Here is a 16,068-nt window from a genome sequence, read left to right on the forward strand (position 1 = left end):
AACGATAAAATCGAGAAGGGTAATTCTGAATTCGGAATTCACCTTCTCTTTACTCAAAACTTAGAAACCGAAATAACGTCGTGCGTTATCAGCACAAATACCGCGAATCATCTGGGTTAATATTTCCCGGTCTTCCGGGACTTCTCCGTTCTCAACCCAGCTACCGATCAAATCGCAAAGAATTCGTCTGAAATAATCATGTCTGGTGTAGGAAACAAAGCTGCGGGAATCCGTAAGCATGCCGATAAAATTAGATAACAGGCCTTGATCGGCAAGAGTATTAAGCTGGTTAACCATGCCTCGACGGGTATCGTTAAACCACCATCCCGATCCAAATTGCAGAGGAGATTTAATGCCTTCATCACCGCTCTGGAAATTAGCAATCGCCGAGGCAACAATATCGTTGTAGATAGCATTCAGATTATAAATAATCGTTTTAGGCAGATTATTCTTTTCATTCATGGCATTCAGTAAAGCATTAAGACCTGATGCCAAATGAGTTTGATCATGAATAGAATCAAAACCGCTATTAATACCGACGCGGTTAAACATTTTTTTATTATTATTACGAATCGCGCCGAAATGAATTTGCATTGCCCAGTCACGTTGTTTATACATGCCTGATAACGCGATAAATACCATGCTGTCCCAGGCCAGTCTGTCTTCTTCAGACAATCCGTTTCCAGCCAGACGACGGGAGAAGAGTTGCTCTTTTTGCTCGTCGCTGATTTCCAGGTAATGCACTTCCAGAGGTCCATGGTCTGAAATGCGACAACCTACCTGATGGAAATGGTCAACACGCTGCTCCAGGGCGGCGAAGAAATCGCTCAGCGTGGCGATATTTTTGCCCGAAGCTTCCGCCAGACGCTCGATAAACTGACTGAACCGTAGAGCGTCAGTCTCGAAAATGTCGTCGGGGCGGAATGTCGGCAGCACGCGAACCGAAAATTCGGGGTCCTGCTGTAATAACTGATGATAGCGTAAGTCATCCAATGGATTATCCGTGGTACAGATAATTTCAACATTGGAACGGGAAATTAATGCACGAGGTAAAAAATTGTTACTTTTTAATTTTTCATTACATTGAAGCATTATCTCATGCCAGTTATTGGCATTGAGTGGAACGTGAATATCAAAATAGTGAGCTAATTCTAAATGTGTCCAGTGATATAAAGGGTTACCAAAACTAGCGGCGACAGTTAATGCCCAGGCATGGAACTTTTCTTCGGCGCATGCATTACCCGTTATTTTATCTTCACTAATTCCATTGGCACGCATGGCCCGCCATTTATAGTGATCCCCTTCCAGCCACAACTGAGTAATATTCTCGAACGCTTTGTTTTCAAAGATATCTTTGGCTTCAAGGTGACAATGAAAATCAATGATAGGCTGCGTTTTGGCTATCTCTTTATATAACCACTGACCGGGCCTGTTATTAATCATGAAACAATCATTAATCAGTGACATTTGTCACTCCAGGTAAGAAAGTCCAATTCCAAGAATGCACCGACTGAAAAAGAACGTATCAGACAGAGCGCTATTAGTCCGTTATTCATACGTCTTTTGTATCATCGAGCTATACTACCATACAAGCAGTGAAGTATATAATTGTGACTTATCTCAAGATCCCCAAACATACCTCTTACATGATCAGTTAACTGTTCGTTTTTCTCTGCAACCCCGCTTGCTCAAGTGAATATTTCACATTAGGATGCATCACTAAATACTAGTATGGTAAATATAATAGTTATATTTTGTGAATAGATTGATAAGAGGTAGAAAATAAAATGCAAATGACGATGCGCTGGTTTGGACCAGAAGAAGATAAGGTTTCGCTTGAAAATATACGCCAGGTACCCGGCGTTGAAGGCGTTGTGGGCGCGCTTTACGATGTGTCGGTAGGTGACGTTTGGCCGGAAGAAAAAATTAAGGCTCTCGCAGACCAGGTACAACGCACGGGTTTAACTCTTGAAGTCATTGAAAGTGTGAACATTCATGATGACATCAAGATTGGTTTACCGAGTCGTGATCAGTATATCGCCAACTATAAACAAACGATCCGTAACCTTGCCAGGTTCGGAGTGAAAGTGATCTGTTACAACTTCATGCCAGTCTTTGACTGGATGAAAACCGACATGAATTACGTTCTGCCGGATGGATCGCTGACGATGGCGTTTGAAAAAAAAGATATCGATAAAAGTCTGGAAGAGGTGGTCAAGGAGGTCCTTGATAACGCCAATGGCTTTACCCTGCCTGGCTGGGAGCCCGAGCGGCTGGCGAAAGTGCAGGAACTGTTTGCTCTCTATCATGACGTCGACGAGCAGAAATTACGGGATAACCTGGTGTATTTTCTGCGTGAAGTGATCCCTGTATGTGTAGAAGTTGGGGTGAAAATGGCGATCCACCCTGATGATCCACCGTATTCAATCTTCGGCCTGCCACGCATTATTAAAAATTATGCTGACCTGGATTGGCTGTGTAACGCCGTTGATTCAGAAGCAAACGGCATTACGCTGTGCACCGGTTCTATCGCAGAAGATCCCGAGAATAATGTTTACGAAATTCTCAGCGAATTCACGCGTCGCAAGCGCATTCATTTCGCGCACGTGCGCAATATCAAACTGATTCATGACAAAGATTTTTATGAGTCTGCCCATCCTTCGCAATACGGTTCTCTGGACATGTATGAGGTGATGAAAGCCCTGCATGATAATGGCTTTGATGGCTATATTCGCCCGGATCATGGTCGCTTCATCTGGGGAGAAACGGGGCGTCCGGGATACGGCCTTTATGACCGCGCGCTTGGTGCCACCTATCTGATGGGATTGTGGGAAGCGTTGCAAAAGAAATAACCCGTCACGCCATTAAAACCATTCGCAACGAAATGTACCCCGCCTGGGAGATATCTGACCTGGACGGCGGTATTCCGCATGTGAAAGTTAACCCAAGAAGGGATTATGAATAACGATTTAATGAATTCCCAGGCGATTATCCCCAATTACGATCGCCAACGGCTTGTTCCGCGTATTGTTCATCTCGGATTCGGCGCGTTTCATCGGGCGCACCAGGCTGTCTATGCGGATATTCTGGCCCAGGAACATGGCAGTGACTGGGGATACTGCGAGGTAAACCTGGTTGGGGGTGAAAAACAAATTGCCGACCTGAAAAACCAGGACCATCTCTACAGCGTGGCGGAAATGTCTGCCGATGGATGGCAATGTCGCGTGGTCGGTGTTGTAAAGCAGGCTCTGCAGGCGCAAGTGGACGGACTGGAAGCGGTACTCACCGCTATGACGCAACCTGAAGTTGCCATTGTGTCGCTCACCGTCACGGAGAAAGGGTACTGCCATTCGCCGGCAACGGGCACCCTGATGCTGGATCACCCGTTAATTGCTCACGATCTGGCTCACCCCCACCAGCCGCAGTCTGCGCCTGGGGTCATTGTTGAAGCCCTTGCTCGTCGCAAATCCCTCGGTCTGCCTGCCTTTAGCGTAATGTCCTGCGACAATATGCCGGAAAATGGTCATGTGACCCGTAATGTAGTGATTACCCTGGCCAATGCAGTTGATCCAACGCTGGGCGAATGGATCCAATCCCACGTCACATTCCCTTCCACCATGGTGGATCGCATTGTGCCTGCTGTAACACCAGAAACGTTAGCCCTGGTGGCACAACACACGGGGATTGATGATCCGGCAGCGGTGGCCTGCGAACCGTTCCGCCAGTGGGTGATTGAAGACAACTTTGTCGCTGGCCGCCCGGAATGGGAAAAAGCAGGCGCTGAACTGGTTAAGGACGTGCTCCCCTACGAAGAAATGAAGTTGCGCATGCTTAACGGCAGCCACTCCTTCCTCGCTTATCTCGGCTATCTGGCGGGCTACGCGCATATTTCCGACTGCATGATGGATGAAAACTACCGTCTTACCGCTCTGGCGCTGATGCTGGATGAACAGGCACCGACGCTGAATGTGGAAGACGTTGACCTGGCCGCCTATGCAGAGTCGTTAATTGAACGATATACCAACCCCGCGTTGCGCCACCGTACCTGGCAGATAGCCATGGATGGTAGCCAAAAATTGCCACAGCGTTGGCTGGACTCTGTGCGCTGGCACCTGGCGAAAGGCGGCAGTTTCGATTTGCTGGCGTTAGGGATCAGCGGCTGGATGCGTTACGTCGGCGGTATTGATGAGAGTGGACAAAACATCGACGTCAGTGATCCGTTACTGCCCGCCATCCAACAAGCCGTTGAGACGAGCCAGCAAGGTGAATCACGCGTTAAGGCATTGCTTGGTCTGACGGCCATCTTCGGTGAGGATCTGGCAGCAAACCAACGTTTTGTTGAGCAAATAACGCAAACCTATCTTGCACTCTGCAAAGAGGGTGCAAAAGCGACGGTAGCAAAATACTGAGTTTTATTATCTGACCTGCGGCATGCCAATATATTGACGGGTATTCACCCTGATTTATTTGCATAATATTCCCGCAGGGCAGAAGCCCTCGCCGTAAGTAAACAGAATTGATACCCTCTCAAAGCAGGTGTGGGTGAGCTAGCACTGATTTATTAAAGATTAATGCTGCTGGCACCCGCTTAATTGGTACTCATAAGGGTCAATCAATAATGAATGCTCAAACACCGAAAACCCCAACGACTCCTGTATCAACAGGTGGGATATTTAGCGCGGCTAGCCTGCAATTTCTAAAACAACTTGCGCAAAACAACTCCCGCGAGTGGTTCAAAGCCCATCAGGATGAATACGAAAATAGTGTGAGAACGCCAGCTCTACGGTTTATTGAGCAGATGCAACCCAGTATTCTTGCTCTTTCACCTAAGCTCACCGCCGTGCCGAAAAAAGTCGGTGGCAGCCTTATGCGCCCGCAGCGGGATAGTCGTTTCAGCAAAGATAAAACACCTTACAAAACCAATGTCGGCATTCAATTTCGCCATTTTCAGGGCAAAGATGTCCACGCACCGGGGTTATATCTGCATATTGCCGAGGAGGGTTGTTTTATTGCTGCGGGGATCTGGCACCCTGAATCTAAAGCCTTAAATGCTATTCGCAGGTGTATTGACGAAAACCCAAACGCTTATCAAAAGGCATTGCAAGCATTGCAAAGTCAGGGATTTATCATGGATGGCGATAGCTTAAGTCGCCCACCAAAAGGCTACGACAAGACTCATCCTTTGCTACAGGAGTTAAAACGCAAAGACTTTATCGCGGTGAAAAATATCGACTTTGAAGAGCTGTGCAAACCTGGCTCCGTCAATTTCTGTGCCGAACAGTTTCAACATTGCAGCCAACTAATGGCCTACCTGTGCTTTGCTCTGGAACTGGATTTCTAGAACTCGCCGGAACAGTTGCCAAAATGTTAATTACGTCACAAATATGGTGCTACACTACGCGGCTTTATCGCAGAATCGACGCCAGGTGACGAAATGAGTGAGCATATTGAAGGGACAATCGAAGCAAGGGCCAGAACGCGGCCTAACTGGTCAGCGGTATTTGCCGTAGCGTTTTGCGTAGCCTGTCTGATTACCGTGGAGTTTTTACCGGTAAGTTTGCTGACACCACTGGCACAAGAGCTGGGAATTTCTGAAGGGCTTGCTGGACAGTCCGTAACCATCACCGCTTTTGTCGCCATGTTCGCGAGCCTGTTTGTGACCAGTATTATTCGCGCAACCGACAGGCGCTATGTGGTAATCCTGTTTTCTGTGCTTCTCACCCTCTCCTGCCTGCTGGTTTCCTTTGCGAATAGCTTCACCATGTTGTTGATTGGCCGCGCGTGTCTGGGTATCGCGCTGGGCGGATTCTGGGCGATGTCAGCATCCCTGACCATGCGACTGGTTCCGACGAGCAAGGTGCCAAAAGCACTCTCGGTGATCTTTGGCGCAGTCTCAATCGCACTGGTGATTGCTGCCCCGCTCGGCAGTTTTTTAGGCGGTATTATTGGCTGGCGCAACGTGTTTAACGGCGCGGCACTGATGGGTGTTGCCTGCATAATTTGGGTGTGGAAAGCGCTACCCTCGCTTCCTGGCGAATCGACCCAACATAAGCAAAACATGTTCGGCCTGCTTAAACGTCCCGGTGTGCTGGCAGGTATGACGGCGATCTTTATGACATTTGCCGGGCAGTTCGCCTTCTTTACTTACATCCGCCCAGTGTACATGACGCTCGCCGGATTCGACGTTGATGGCCTGACGCTGGTGCTGTTGAGCTTTGGTATCGCCAGTTTTGTCGGGACATCGCTTTCTGCTGTATTCCTCAAGCGTTCGCTGAAACTGGCGCTCACCTGCGCCCCGCTCATATTGGCGCTTAGCGCATTAATACTGGTGTTGTGGGGTTCGGACAAAATTGTCGCCTCAGCCATTGCCATTATCTGGGGCTTCTCGTTCGCGCTAATCCCGGTCGGTTGGTCGACATGGATAACCCGCTCACTAGCGGATCAAGCTGAAAAAGCGGGATCAATTCAGGTTGCGGTGATCCAGTTAGCAAACACCTGCGGCGCCGCCATTGGCGGGTTCGCGCTTGATAATCTCGGCTTGCTTTCACCACTGGTGTTGTCTGGTTGCCTGATGTTGCTGACCGCATTAATGGTGGCGACGAAAGTACGAGTGAAGTGACTCACCCACGCCAGAAAGGTTTATCCCCAAGGATCGTCGCGCGGTGCATGATGCGGCGAGCCGGCAGGTAATCGGCATTCGCATAATGCTGTGTCACGCGGTTATCCCAGATGGCAATATCGTTTTCCTGCCAGCGCCAGCGCACCTGAAACTCCGGTTTTGTCACGTGCGCGAACAAGAAGGAGAGCAGCGCATCACTCTCTTTTTGTGAGATATCGACAATCCGCGTGGTGAATCCTTCATTAACAAACAGCGCCTGTTTGCCGCTCACCGGATGAGTGCGGATAACCGGATGAAGCAGTGGGGGATTTTTAACAACGGCCTCGCGCCAGCGCTGATGTTCTTCCTCACTTCGCAGATGCTTATACTCCGGGAATGACTTCTTAAAATCATGCTCCGCATGAAGACCAGACAGCAAACGCCTGAACGGTTCCGAAAGCGCTTCCAAGGCCGCAATACCGCTGGTCCACAACGTATCGCCACCCGTTTCAGGAATCAGCTTCGCCGCCAGTATTGCCCCAGCGGGCGGCGTTTCAATAAACGTAACATCGGTATGCCAGTTATCGTTATCCGGCGGATTATCGTTGTGCGTATCCAGAACGATTATCTCTTCCACCCCTTCCGCGTGTGGATAAACCGGGTGAATGTGCAGATCGCCAAAGCGCTGCGCCAGTGCACGTTGCTGTGCAGGTGTAATAGGCTGGTCACGCAAGAAGAGCACCTGATGGCGGATCAGCGCATGATAAATCTGCTCAAACTGGTTATCGGTCAATCCTCGGCTCAGCGTCACGCCGCTGACCTGCGCACCAATGTAAGGCCCCAGAGGCGTAATATTCACTTTTTCACTCATTGCCCTTCTCCATGCCATGGGGTTAAACGACGCTGCAAAGCACGCAAACCCAGCTCTAAACAAAATGCGATTACGGCAATCACGCCGATGCCTGCAAGCACCACGTCAGTTGCCAAAAACTCACCTGCAGATTGCACCATGAAACCCAGCCCACGCGTGGCGGCGATAAGCTCAGCGGCAACCAGCGTTGACCAACCCACACCAAGCCCAATGCGAAATCCAGTCAAGATTTCCGGCAGCGCACCTGGCAAAATCACATGCCACACAACCTGGAGGCGTGATGCCCCAAGAGCTTGGGCGGCGCGAATGCGAACCTGTTTTGCACTGCGAACCCCAGCCATGGTCGACATTGCGACAGGGGCGAAAATCGCCAGGTAAATCAGCAAGATTTTCGAGGTTTCACCAATACCGAACCAAATCACCATCAGCGGTAGATAAGCCAGCGGCGGTACCGGGCGATAAAGCTCAATCAGCGGATCGAGAATGCCTCGAACCGTTGGGCTAAGCCCCATGGCGATACCTACCGGAATGCCAATCAATACTGCGGCTAACAGTGCTGTGAGAATACGTAGCAGGCTGGCGGCTAGATGCTGCCAAAGTGTTGCATCCATAAACCCCTGCGGCCCGGCAATGCTAATCAGCTTTACCAATACCTGGCCTGGAGGAGGCAAAAACAGTGGACTGACCCACTGCTGCGCTGCCACCCACCACCACAGCAATACGATTGCCGTGACCGTTGCGATGCTCAGCGTGAGCTGACGTGAGAATGGCCAGTGAAGTGCCAGCCGCTTGCGGCGGGCTTTATCCTGAATAACGATGCTCACAGGAAGCCCTCGCGTTGTTCAAACACCCGGCTCAACACGTACTCGCGTTTAGCAATAAACTCAGGGTCAGATTTGATGCTGCGGCATGGCTCACCTTCGGTAAAACGGCGGCCAAAATCGAGCGGTAATCGCTCCAGTACACGCCCCGGCCCCGGTGACAACAACACCAATTCTGTCGCCAGAAAAACCGCTTCTTCAATGTCATGCGTAATCAACAGCACCTGGCGGCGGCTTTCGTGCCACAACTTTAATAACAGTGCCTGCATTTGTTCACGAGTGAAGGCGTCCAGTGCGCCAAAGGGCTCGTCGAGCAACAAAAGTTGTGGCCGAGTCGCCAGTGCGCGGGCAATTCCGACTCGCTGACGCTGCCCACCGGAAAGCTGCCAGATGGCACGTTTCGCTTTATCTTCCAGACCCACTTTGCGCAGCATATCGAACGCGATTTCCTCACGCGCTGGCTTTGGCTCACCCGCAAGCTGCAGGCCAAACGCGACATTATCCAGCACCGTACGCCACGGCAGCAGCCCTTCATGTTGAAAGACCACGCCGCGCTCAGCGCCCGGTCCCGTCACCGGTTTGCCCGCAAGCGTGATGCTGCCGGTGTGATAAGGAACAAAGCCTGCAATCAGGTTCAACAGCGTGGTTTTCCCGCAGCCGGATGGGCCGAGAACGACCAGCAACTCGCCCTCATCCACGGTCAGATTGATATCGTTGAGAACCGTTTTACCGTCATAATCCACGCTTAAATTCGAAACCTGTAACATGGCTAACCCCTTATTGCGCCAGCGTTTTCACGAAGCGATCGGTGACGAACTGGCTGTAATCCGTCGCAACGGCCGGGACTTTTCCCTGCGCTTTGAGGAACTGTGCAGTATCAACAATCGCTTTGTTCACCGGGCCGCTGAGCTGCTCTGATTGCTGGCTCGCGGTGAGATAGGTATTGCCCTTCACCAGCACCGGAACGTCGCTTTCAGGCACGCCGCTCAAACGGGAGAGCTTGCTGAGGTTGTCCGGTTGTTTAAGCCAAACATCGGGGTTATCGATATAACTTTTCTGTGCCGCCAGGGCACTTTTGGCGAAGGCTTCAACCACTTCCGGATGCGCCTGAGCGAAGTCTTTACGCACGACCCAGACATCCAGCGTCGGAGCGCCCCACTTGCCCACTTGTGCAGAATCTGTCAGCACAGTGCCTTCTTTCTCCAGCTCATTCACCGCTGGCGCCCAGACATAAGCACCATCAATATCGCCACGCTGCCAGGCCGCGATAATTGCTGGAGGCTGAAGGTTAAGAATTTCCACCTGGCCGGGCTTAATGCCCCAGTGTTTCAGAGCCGCCAACAGGCTGTAATGCGTGGTCGAAATAAACGGAACCGCAATACGCTTGCCGATAAGATCCTTCGGACTGGTGATACCTTTCTTCACAACCAGCGCTTCGGAGTTACCCAATTGCGAAGCAAGAAGGAATACTTCGATAGGTACATTCTGGCTTGCAGCCACTGCCAGCGGGCTGGAGCCAATATTGCCAATCTGCACATCGCCCGATGCCAACGCACGCACCACACTCGCGCCGCTGTCGAACTTGCGCCATTCAACTTTTGCGCCGCTCTCTTTGGCAAAAGCATTATCGGCCTGAGCCACTTTGGCCGGTTCAGCAGAAGTTTGGTACGCGACGGTCACATCCACCGCGAAGACCGGCATTGCAATAAGAGCCAGAGCGGCCAGCCAGAGAGAATGTCGTTTTGCCATGATGAGTGCTCCTGTATTGATGATGGGAGCAGTATTTCTAACGGCGACGATTACATAAAAGAATTAAAAATTATCGCTAATGCTTTTATGTTTTTAGATGAATTTTGGGGAAGGATAGCTGGGGAATGGGATATGGATAATGATCAGAAAATCGAAACTTTTAGCGGCCTGTAGGTCTTTGGAGATCCAAAGACCTTGCGTGATCGGCGAGGATCCTCACGTCCAGTCACATTCTTTCCTTTGCGGCAAACACTGGCTCCAAGTACTCGTCAGCCTCGTATCGCGGCTTCGATAGCAGCAACGTCTATTTTCTTCATCGACATCATCGCGCCAAATGCACGCCTGGCGGTGTCACCTCCCGTGGCCAAAGCATCGGTCAGTACACGTGGAGTAATTTGCCAGCTAACTCCCCATTTATCCTTGCACCAGCCGCACTCACTTTCCTGGCCGCCGTTACCGACAATAGCGTTCCAGTAGCGGTCTGTTTCCGCCTGATCGTCGGTGGATATCTGAAAGGAAAAAGCTTCATTATGTTTGAAATGTGGCCCGCCGTTGAGACCGATGCACGACACACCCGCGACGACAAATTCGACAACTATTGTGTCGCCAGCCTTGCCATCCGGATAGTCGCCAGGGGCAGGAATGACGGCTCCAACACTGCTGTCAGGAAAAGTCGCAGCATAGAAACGAGCTGCGGCTTCCGCATCATGATCGTACCAAATACAGATAGTATTCTTAGCCATAAGTTAGCCTGCTCGGCATTACGCCTTTTGTATTTTACCGACCATAAGTATGGTTGATGCAGACGGGTTCGTGTAAATCGCAGACAGTAAAAAGCCCTGTACGTCAGTACAGGGCTTTCCACTTATTTGGAGCCTGGCAGTTCCCTACTCTCGCATGGGGAGACCCCACACTACCATCGGCGCTACGGCGTTTCACTTCTGAGTTCGGCATGGGGTCAGGTGGGACCACCGCGCTACTGCCGCCAGGCATATTCTGTTTTCATCAACCGTCACAGTGTTACCTGTAACCATCGACTTAAAATCTTGGAATTAAGCTGAAAATTGTCTGTCTCTCAACCAAAACACCTTCGGTGTTGTAAGGTTAAGCCTCACGGATCATTAGTACTGGTTAGCTCAACGTATCGCTACGCTTACACACCCAGCCTATCAACGTCGTAGTCTTCAACGTTCCTTCAGGAGACTCAGGGTCTCAGGGAGAATTCATCTCGGGGCAAGTTTCGCGCTTAGATGCTTTCAGCGCTTATCTTTTCCGCATTTAGCTACCGGGCAATGCCATTGGCATGACAACCCGAACACCAGTGATGCGTCCACTCCGGTCCTCTCGTACTAGGAGCAGCCCCCCTCAATTCTCCAGCGCCCACGGCAGATAGGGACCGAACTGTCTCACGACGTTCTAAACCCAGCTCGCGTACCACTTTAAATGGCGAACAGCCATACCCTTGGGACCTACTTCAGCCCCAGGATGTGATGAGCCGACATCGAGGTGCCAAACACCGCCGTCGATATGAACTCTTGGGCGGTATCAGCCTGTTATCCCCGGAGTACCTTTTATCCGTTGAGCGATGGCCCTTCCATTCAGAACCACCGGATCACTAAGACCTGCTTTCGCACCTGCTCGAGCCGTCACTCTCGCAGTCAAGCTAGCTTATGCCTTTGCACTAACCTCACGATGTCCGACCGTGATTAGCTAACCTTCGTGCTCCTCCGTTACGCTTTAGGAGGAGACCGCCCCAGTCAAACTACCCACCAGACACTGTCCGCAACCCGGATCACGGGTCTACGTTAGAACATCAAACATTAAAGGGTGGTATTTCAAGGTTGGCTCCACGCAGACTGGCGTCCACGCTTCAAAGCCTCCCACCTATCCTACACATCAAGGCTCAATGTTCAGTGTCAAGCTATAGTAAAGGTTCACGGGGTCTTTCCGTCTTGCCGCGGGTACACTGCATCTTCACAGCGATTTCAATTTCACTGAGTCTCGGGTGGAGACAGCCTGGCCATCATTACGCCATTCGTGCAGGTCGGAACTTACCCGACAAGGAATTTCGCTACCTTAGGACCGTTATAGTTACGGCCGCCGTTTACCGGGGCTTCGATCAAGAGCTTCTCCTTACGGATAACCCCATCAATTAACCTTCCGGCACCGGGCAGGCGTCACACCGTATACGTCCACTTTCGTGTTTGCACAGTGCTGTGTTTTTAATAAACAGTTGCAGCCAGCTGGTATCTTCGACTGCCTTCAGCTCCATCCGCAAGGGACTTCACCTACCGACAGCGTGCCTTCTCCCGAAGTTACGGCACCATTTTGCCTAGTTTCCTTCACCCGAGTTCTCTCAAGCGCCTTGGTATTCTCTACCTGACCACCTGTGTCGGTTTGGGGTACGATTTGATGTTACCTGATGCTTAGAGGCTTTTCCTGGAAGCAGGGCATTTGTTACTTCAGCACCGTAGTGCCTCGTCATCACACCTCAGCGTTAACAGAAGTCCGGATTTACCTAAACTTCCCGCCTACATGCTTAAACCGGGACAACCGTCGCCCGGCTAACATAGCCTTCTCCGTCCCCCCTTCGCAGTAACACCGAGTACAGGAATATTAACCTGTTTCCCATCGACTACGCCTTTCGGCCTCGCCTTAGGGGTCGACTCACCCTGCCCCGATTAACGTTGGACAGGAACCCTTGGTCTTCCGGCGAGCGGGCTTTTCACCCGCTTTATCGTTACTTATGTCAGCATTCGCACTTCTGATACCTCCACCAGACCTCACAGTCCAGCTTCAACGGCTTACAGAACGCTCCCCTACCCAACAACGCATAAGCGTCGCTGCCGCAGCTTCGGTGCATGGTTTAGCCCCGTTACATCTTCCGCGCAGGCCGACTCGACCAGTGAGCTATTACGCTTTCTTTAAATGATGGCTGCTTCTAAGCCAACATCCTGGCTGTCTGTGCCTTCCCACATCGTTTCCCACTTAACCATGACTTTGGGACCTTAGCTGGCGGTCTGGGTTGTTTCCCTCTTCACGACGGACGTTAGCACCCGCCGTGTGTCTCCCGTGATAACATTCTTCGGTATTCGTAGTTTGCATCGGGTTGGTAAGCCGGGATGGCCCCCTAGCCGAAACAGTGCTCTACCCCCGAAGATGAGTTCACGAGGCGCTACCTAAATAGCTTTCGGGGAGAACCAGCTATCTCCCGGTTTGATTGGCCTTTCACCCCCAGCCACAAGTCATCCGCTAATTTTTCAACATTAGTCGGTTCGGTCCTCCAGTTAGTGTTACCCAACCTTCAACCTGCCCATGGCTAGATCACCGGGTTTCGGGTCTATACCCTGCAACTTAACGCCCAGTTAAGACTCGGTTTCCCTGCGGCTCCCCTATACGGTTAACCTTGCTACAGAATATAAGTCGCTGACCCATTATACAAAAGGTACGCAGTCACCCCATAAAAGAGGCTCCCACTGCTTGTACGTACACGGTTTCAGGTTCTGTTTCACTCCCCTCGCCGGGGTTCTTTTCGCCTTTCCCTCACGGTACTGGTTCACTATCGGTCAGTCAGGAGTATTTAGCCTTGGAGGATGGTCCCCCCATATTCAGACAGGATACCACGTGTCCCGCCCTACTCTTCGAGTTCACAGCAAGTGCATTTTTGTGTACGGGAGTATCACCCTGTACCCTGCGACTTTCCAGACGCTTCCACTAATGCACAAACTGATTCAGACTCTGGGCTGCTCCCCGTTCGCTCGCCGCTACTGGGGGAATCTCGGTTGATTTCTTTTCCTCGGGGTACTTAGATGTTTCAGTTCCCCCGGTTCGCTTCGTTAAGCTATGTATTCACTTAACGATAGTGTGACGAATCACACTGGGTTTCCCCATTCGGAAATCGTCGGTTATAACGGTTCATATCACCTTACCGACGCTTATCGCAGATTAGCACGTCCTTCATCGCCTCTGACTGCCAGGGCATCCACCGTGTACGCTTAGTCGCTTAACCTCACAACCCGAAGATGTCTCGTGAGACACAATCGTGTTGTGAAAATTTGAGAGACTCGAACATATCGTAAACTCATTCCTTATTACGGAGGAATGAGACGACATGTCGTTTCAATTTTCAGCTTGTTCCAGATTTTTAAAGAGCAAATATCTCAAACGTGACTGTTAAGTCAGTTTTGAGATATTGAGGTCGGTGACTTTCACTCACAAACCAGCAAGTGGCGTCCCCTAGGGGATTCGAACCCCTGTTACCGCCGTGAAAGGGCGGTGTCCTGGGCCTCTAGACGAAGGGGACACTGAAGTCTCACTCGCAAGACGCCTTGCTTCTTTACTTTCATCAGACAATCTGTGTGAGCACTACGCAAGTTCGTATCTATTAGGTAAGGAGGTGATCCAACCGCAGGTTCCCCTACGGTTACCTTGTTACGACTTCACCCCAGTCATGAATCACAAAGTGGTAAGCGCCCTCCCGAAGGTTAAGCTACCTACTTCTTTTGCAACCCACTCCCATGGTGTGACGGGCGGTGTGTACAAGGCCCGGGAACGTATTCACCGTAGCATTCTGATCTACGATTACTAGCGATTCCGACTTCACGGAGTCGAGTTGCAGACTCCGATCCGGACTACGACGCACTTTATGAGGTCCGCTTGCTCTCGCGAGGTCGCTTCTCTTTGTATGCGCCATTGTAGCACGTGTGTAGCCCTACTCGTAAGGGCCATGATGACTTGACGTCATCCCCACCTTCCTCCAGTTTATCACTGGCAGTCTCCTTTGAGTTCCCGGCCGAACCGCTGGCAACAAAGGATAAGGGTTGCGCTCGTTGCGGGACTTAACCCAACATTTCACAACACGAGCTGACGACAGCCATGCAGCACCTGTCTCACGGTTCCCGAAGGCACTAAGGCATCTCTGCCGAATTCCGTGGATGTCAAGAGTAGGTAAGGTTCTTCGCGTTGCATCGAATTAAACCACATGCTCCACCGCTTGTGCGGGCCCCCGTCAATTCATTTGAGTTTTAACCTTGCGGCCGTACTCCCCAGGCGGTCGACTTAACGCGTTAGCTCCGGAAGCCACTCCTCAAGGGAACAACCTCCAAGTCGACATCGTTTACGGCGTGGACTACCAGGGTATCTAATCCTGTTTGCTCCCCACGCTTTCGCACCTGAGCGTCAGTCTTTGTCCAGGGGGCCGCCTTCGCCACCGGTATTCCTCCAGATCTCTACGCATTTCACCGCTACACCTGGAATTCTACCCCCCTCTACAAGACTCTAGCTTGCCAGTTTCGAATGCAGTTCCCAGGTTGAGCCCGGGGATTTCACATCCGACTTGACAAACCGCCTGCGTGCGCTTTACGCCCAGTAATTCCGATTAACGCTTGCACCCTCCGTATTACCGCGGCTGCTGGCACGGAGTTAGCCGGTGCTTCTTCTGCGAGTAACGTCAATCGCCAAGGTTATTAACCTTAACGCCTTCCTCCTCGCTGAAAGTACTTTACAACCCGAAGGCCTTCTTCATACACGCGGCATGGCTGCATCAGGCTTGCGCCCATTGTGCAATATTCCCCACTGCTGCCTCCCGTAGGAGTCTGGACCGTGTCTCAGTTCCAGTGTGGCTGGTCATCCTCTCAGACCAGCTAGGGATCGTCGCCTAGGTGAGCCATTACCTCACCTACTAGCTAATCCCATCTGGGCACATCTGATGGCATGAGGCCCGAAGGTCCCCCACTTTGGTCCGAAGACGTTATGCGGTATTAGCTACCGTTTCCAGTAGTTATCCCCCTCCATCAGGCAGTTTCCCAGACATTACTCACCCGTCCGCCGCTCGTCACCCAGGAGCAAGCTCCCTGTGCTACCGCTCGACTTGCATGTGTTAGGCCTGCCGCCAGCGTTCAATCTGAGCCATGATCAAACTCTTCAATTAAAAGCTTGATTTGCTTCAACTCGTGAAGCGGTGCTCAAAAATTAACTTTCGTAATAATTCAACTAAATGAATTACTGCTTGGTCACTCTTCAAGACTTGA

At 51.2% G+C, this 16,068-nt stretch carries 10 protein-coding genes, 1 tRNA gene and 3 rRNA genes; 4 read left to right on the plus strand and 10 right to left on the minus strand.

Translation table 11 applies throughout. From position 1 onward, the window contains the following. Positions 1-60: 60 nt before the first annotated feature. Positions 61-1,467, minus strand: coding sequence for a glucuronate isomerase (uxaC, locus tag OH773_RS18470; protein ID WP_270140785.1), 1,407 nt, complete (start codon positions 1,465-1,467; stop codon positions 61-63). Positions 1,468-1,787: 320 nt separating this feature from the next. On the opposite strand from uxaC, the gene uxuA reads away from it, so the two are divergent. The 4 genes from uxuA to nepI all read left to right on the plus strand — a co-directional run bounded on the left by uxuA (position 1,788) and on the right by nepI (position 6,619). Continuing rightward, positions 1,788-2,852: a mannonate dehydratase gene (gene uxuA / locus OH773_RS18475; protein WP_270140787.1), complete on the plus strand. Its 1,065-nt coding sequence runs from the start codon at positions 1,788-1,790 to the stop codon at positions 2,850-2,852. 105 nt (positions 2,853-2,957) lie between these two features. Continuing rightward, positions 2,958-4,409, plus strand: coding sequence for a mannitol dehydrogenase family protein (locus tag OH773_RS18480; RefSeq protein ID WP_270140790.1), 1,452 nt, complete (start codon positions 2,958-2,960; stop codon positions 4,407-4,409). A 209-nt stretch (positions 4,410-4,618) separates the two neighbouring features. Continuing rightward, the gene (locus OH773_RS18485; RefSeq protein ID WP_270140792.1) at positions 4,619-5,341 is read left to right on the plus strand and encodes a DUF2461 domain-containing protein; all 723 of its coding nucleotides are present in this window, start codon (positions 4,619-4,621) and stop codon (positions 5,339-5,341) included. Between the two features lie 93 nt (positions 5,342-5,434). Beyond that, a complete protein-coding gene (gene nepI / locus OH773_RS18490; protein ID WP_270140794.1) occupies positions 5,435-6,619 on the plus strand; it encodes a purine ribonucleoside efflux pump NepI in 1,185 nt (394 codons plus the stop codon). A gap of 1 nt (position 6,620) precedes the next feature. On the opposite strand, the gene tauD is transcribed toward nepI, so the two are convergent. The 9 genes from tauD to OH773_RS18535 form a co-directional block, all read right to left on the minus strand. Then, positions 6,621-7,469, minus strand: coding sequence for a taurine dioxygenase (gene tauD, locus OH773_RS18495; protein ID WP_270140796.1), 849 nt, complete (start codon positions 7,467-7,469; stop codon positions 6,621-6,623). Continuing rightward, positions 7,466-8,293, minus strand: coding sequence for a taurine ABC transporter permease TauC (gene tauC, locus OH773_RS18500; protein ID WP_270140798.1), 828 nt, complete (start codon positions 8,291-8,293; stop codon positions 7,466-7,468). Before tauC ends, tauD begins: the two co-directional genes overlap by 4 nt. Continuing rightward, entirely contained in the window at positions 8,290-9,057 is a 768-nt protein-coding gene (tauB, locus tag OH773_RS18505) for a taurine ABC transporter ATP-binding subunit (protein WP_270140800.1), read from the minus strand. The genes tauC and tauB overlap by 4 nt, the downstream gene beginning before the upstream one ends. Positions 9,058-9,067: 10 nt before the next feature. Continuing rightward, a complete protein-coding gene (gene tauA, locus OH773_RS18510; protein WP_270140803.1) occupies positions 9,068-10,039 on the minus strand; it encodes a taurine ABC transporter substrate-binding protein in 972 nt (323 codons plus the stop codon). Between the two features lie 269 nt (positions 10,040-10,308). After that, positions 10,309-10,782: a VOC family protein gene (locus tag OH773_RS18515; RefSeq protein WP_270140805.1), complete on the minus strand. Its 474-nt coding sequence runs from the start codon at positions 10,780-10,782 to the stop codon at positions 10,309-10,311. Between the two features lie 131 nt (positions 10,783-10,913). After that, positions 10,914-11,029, minus strand: a 5S ribosomal RNA gene (gene rrf / locus OH773_RS18520). Between the two features lie 110 nt (positions 11,030-11,139). Continuing rightward, a 23S ribosomal RNA gene (locus OH773_RS18525) occupies positions 11,140-14,048 on the minus strand. A gap of 218 nt (positions 14,049-14,266) precedes the next feature. Then, positions 14,267-14,342 (minus strand) — tRNA-Glu (locus tag OH773_RS18530). An 86-nt stretch (positions 14,343-14,428) separates the two neighbouring features. Then, positions 14,429-15,968: ribosomal RNA gene (locus OH773_RS18535) — 16S ribosomal RNA — on the minus strand. Together the 16S, 23S and 5S rRNA genes with 1 tRNA gene alongside form the textbook arrangement of a ribosomal RNA operon. Positions 15,969-16,068 lie beyond the last annotated feature (100 nt).

This window comes from Buttiauxella sp. WJP83, from assembly GCF_027594725.1.
Classification (GTDB): Bacteria; Pseudomonadota; Gammaproteobacteria; order Enterobacterales; family Enterobacteriaceae; genus Buttiauxella; species Buttiauxella selenatireducens.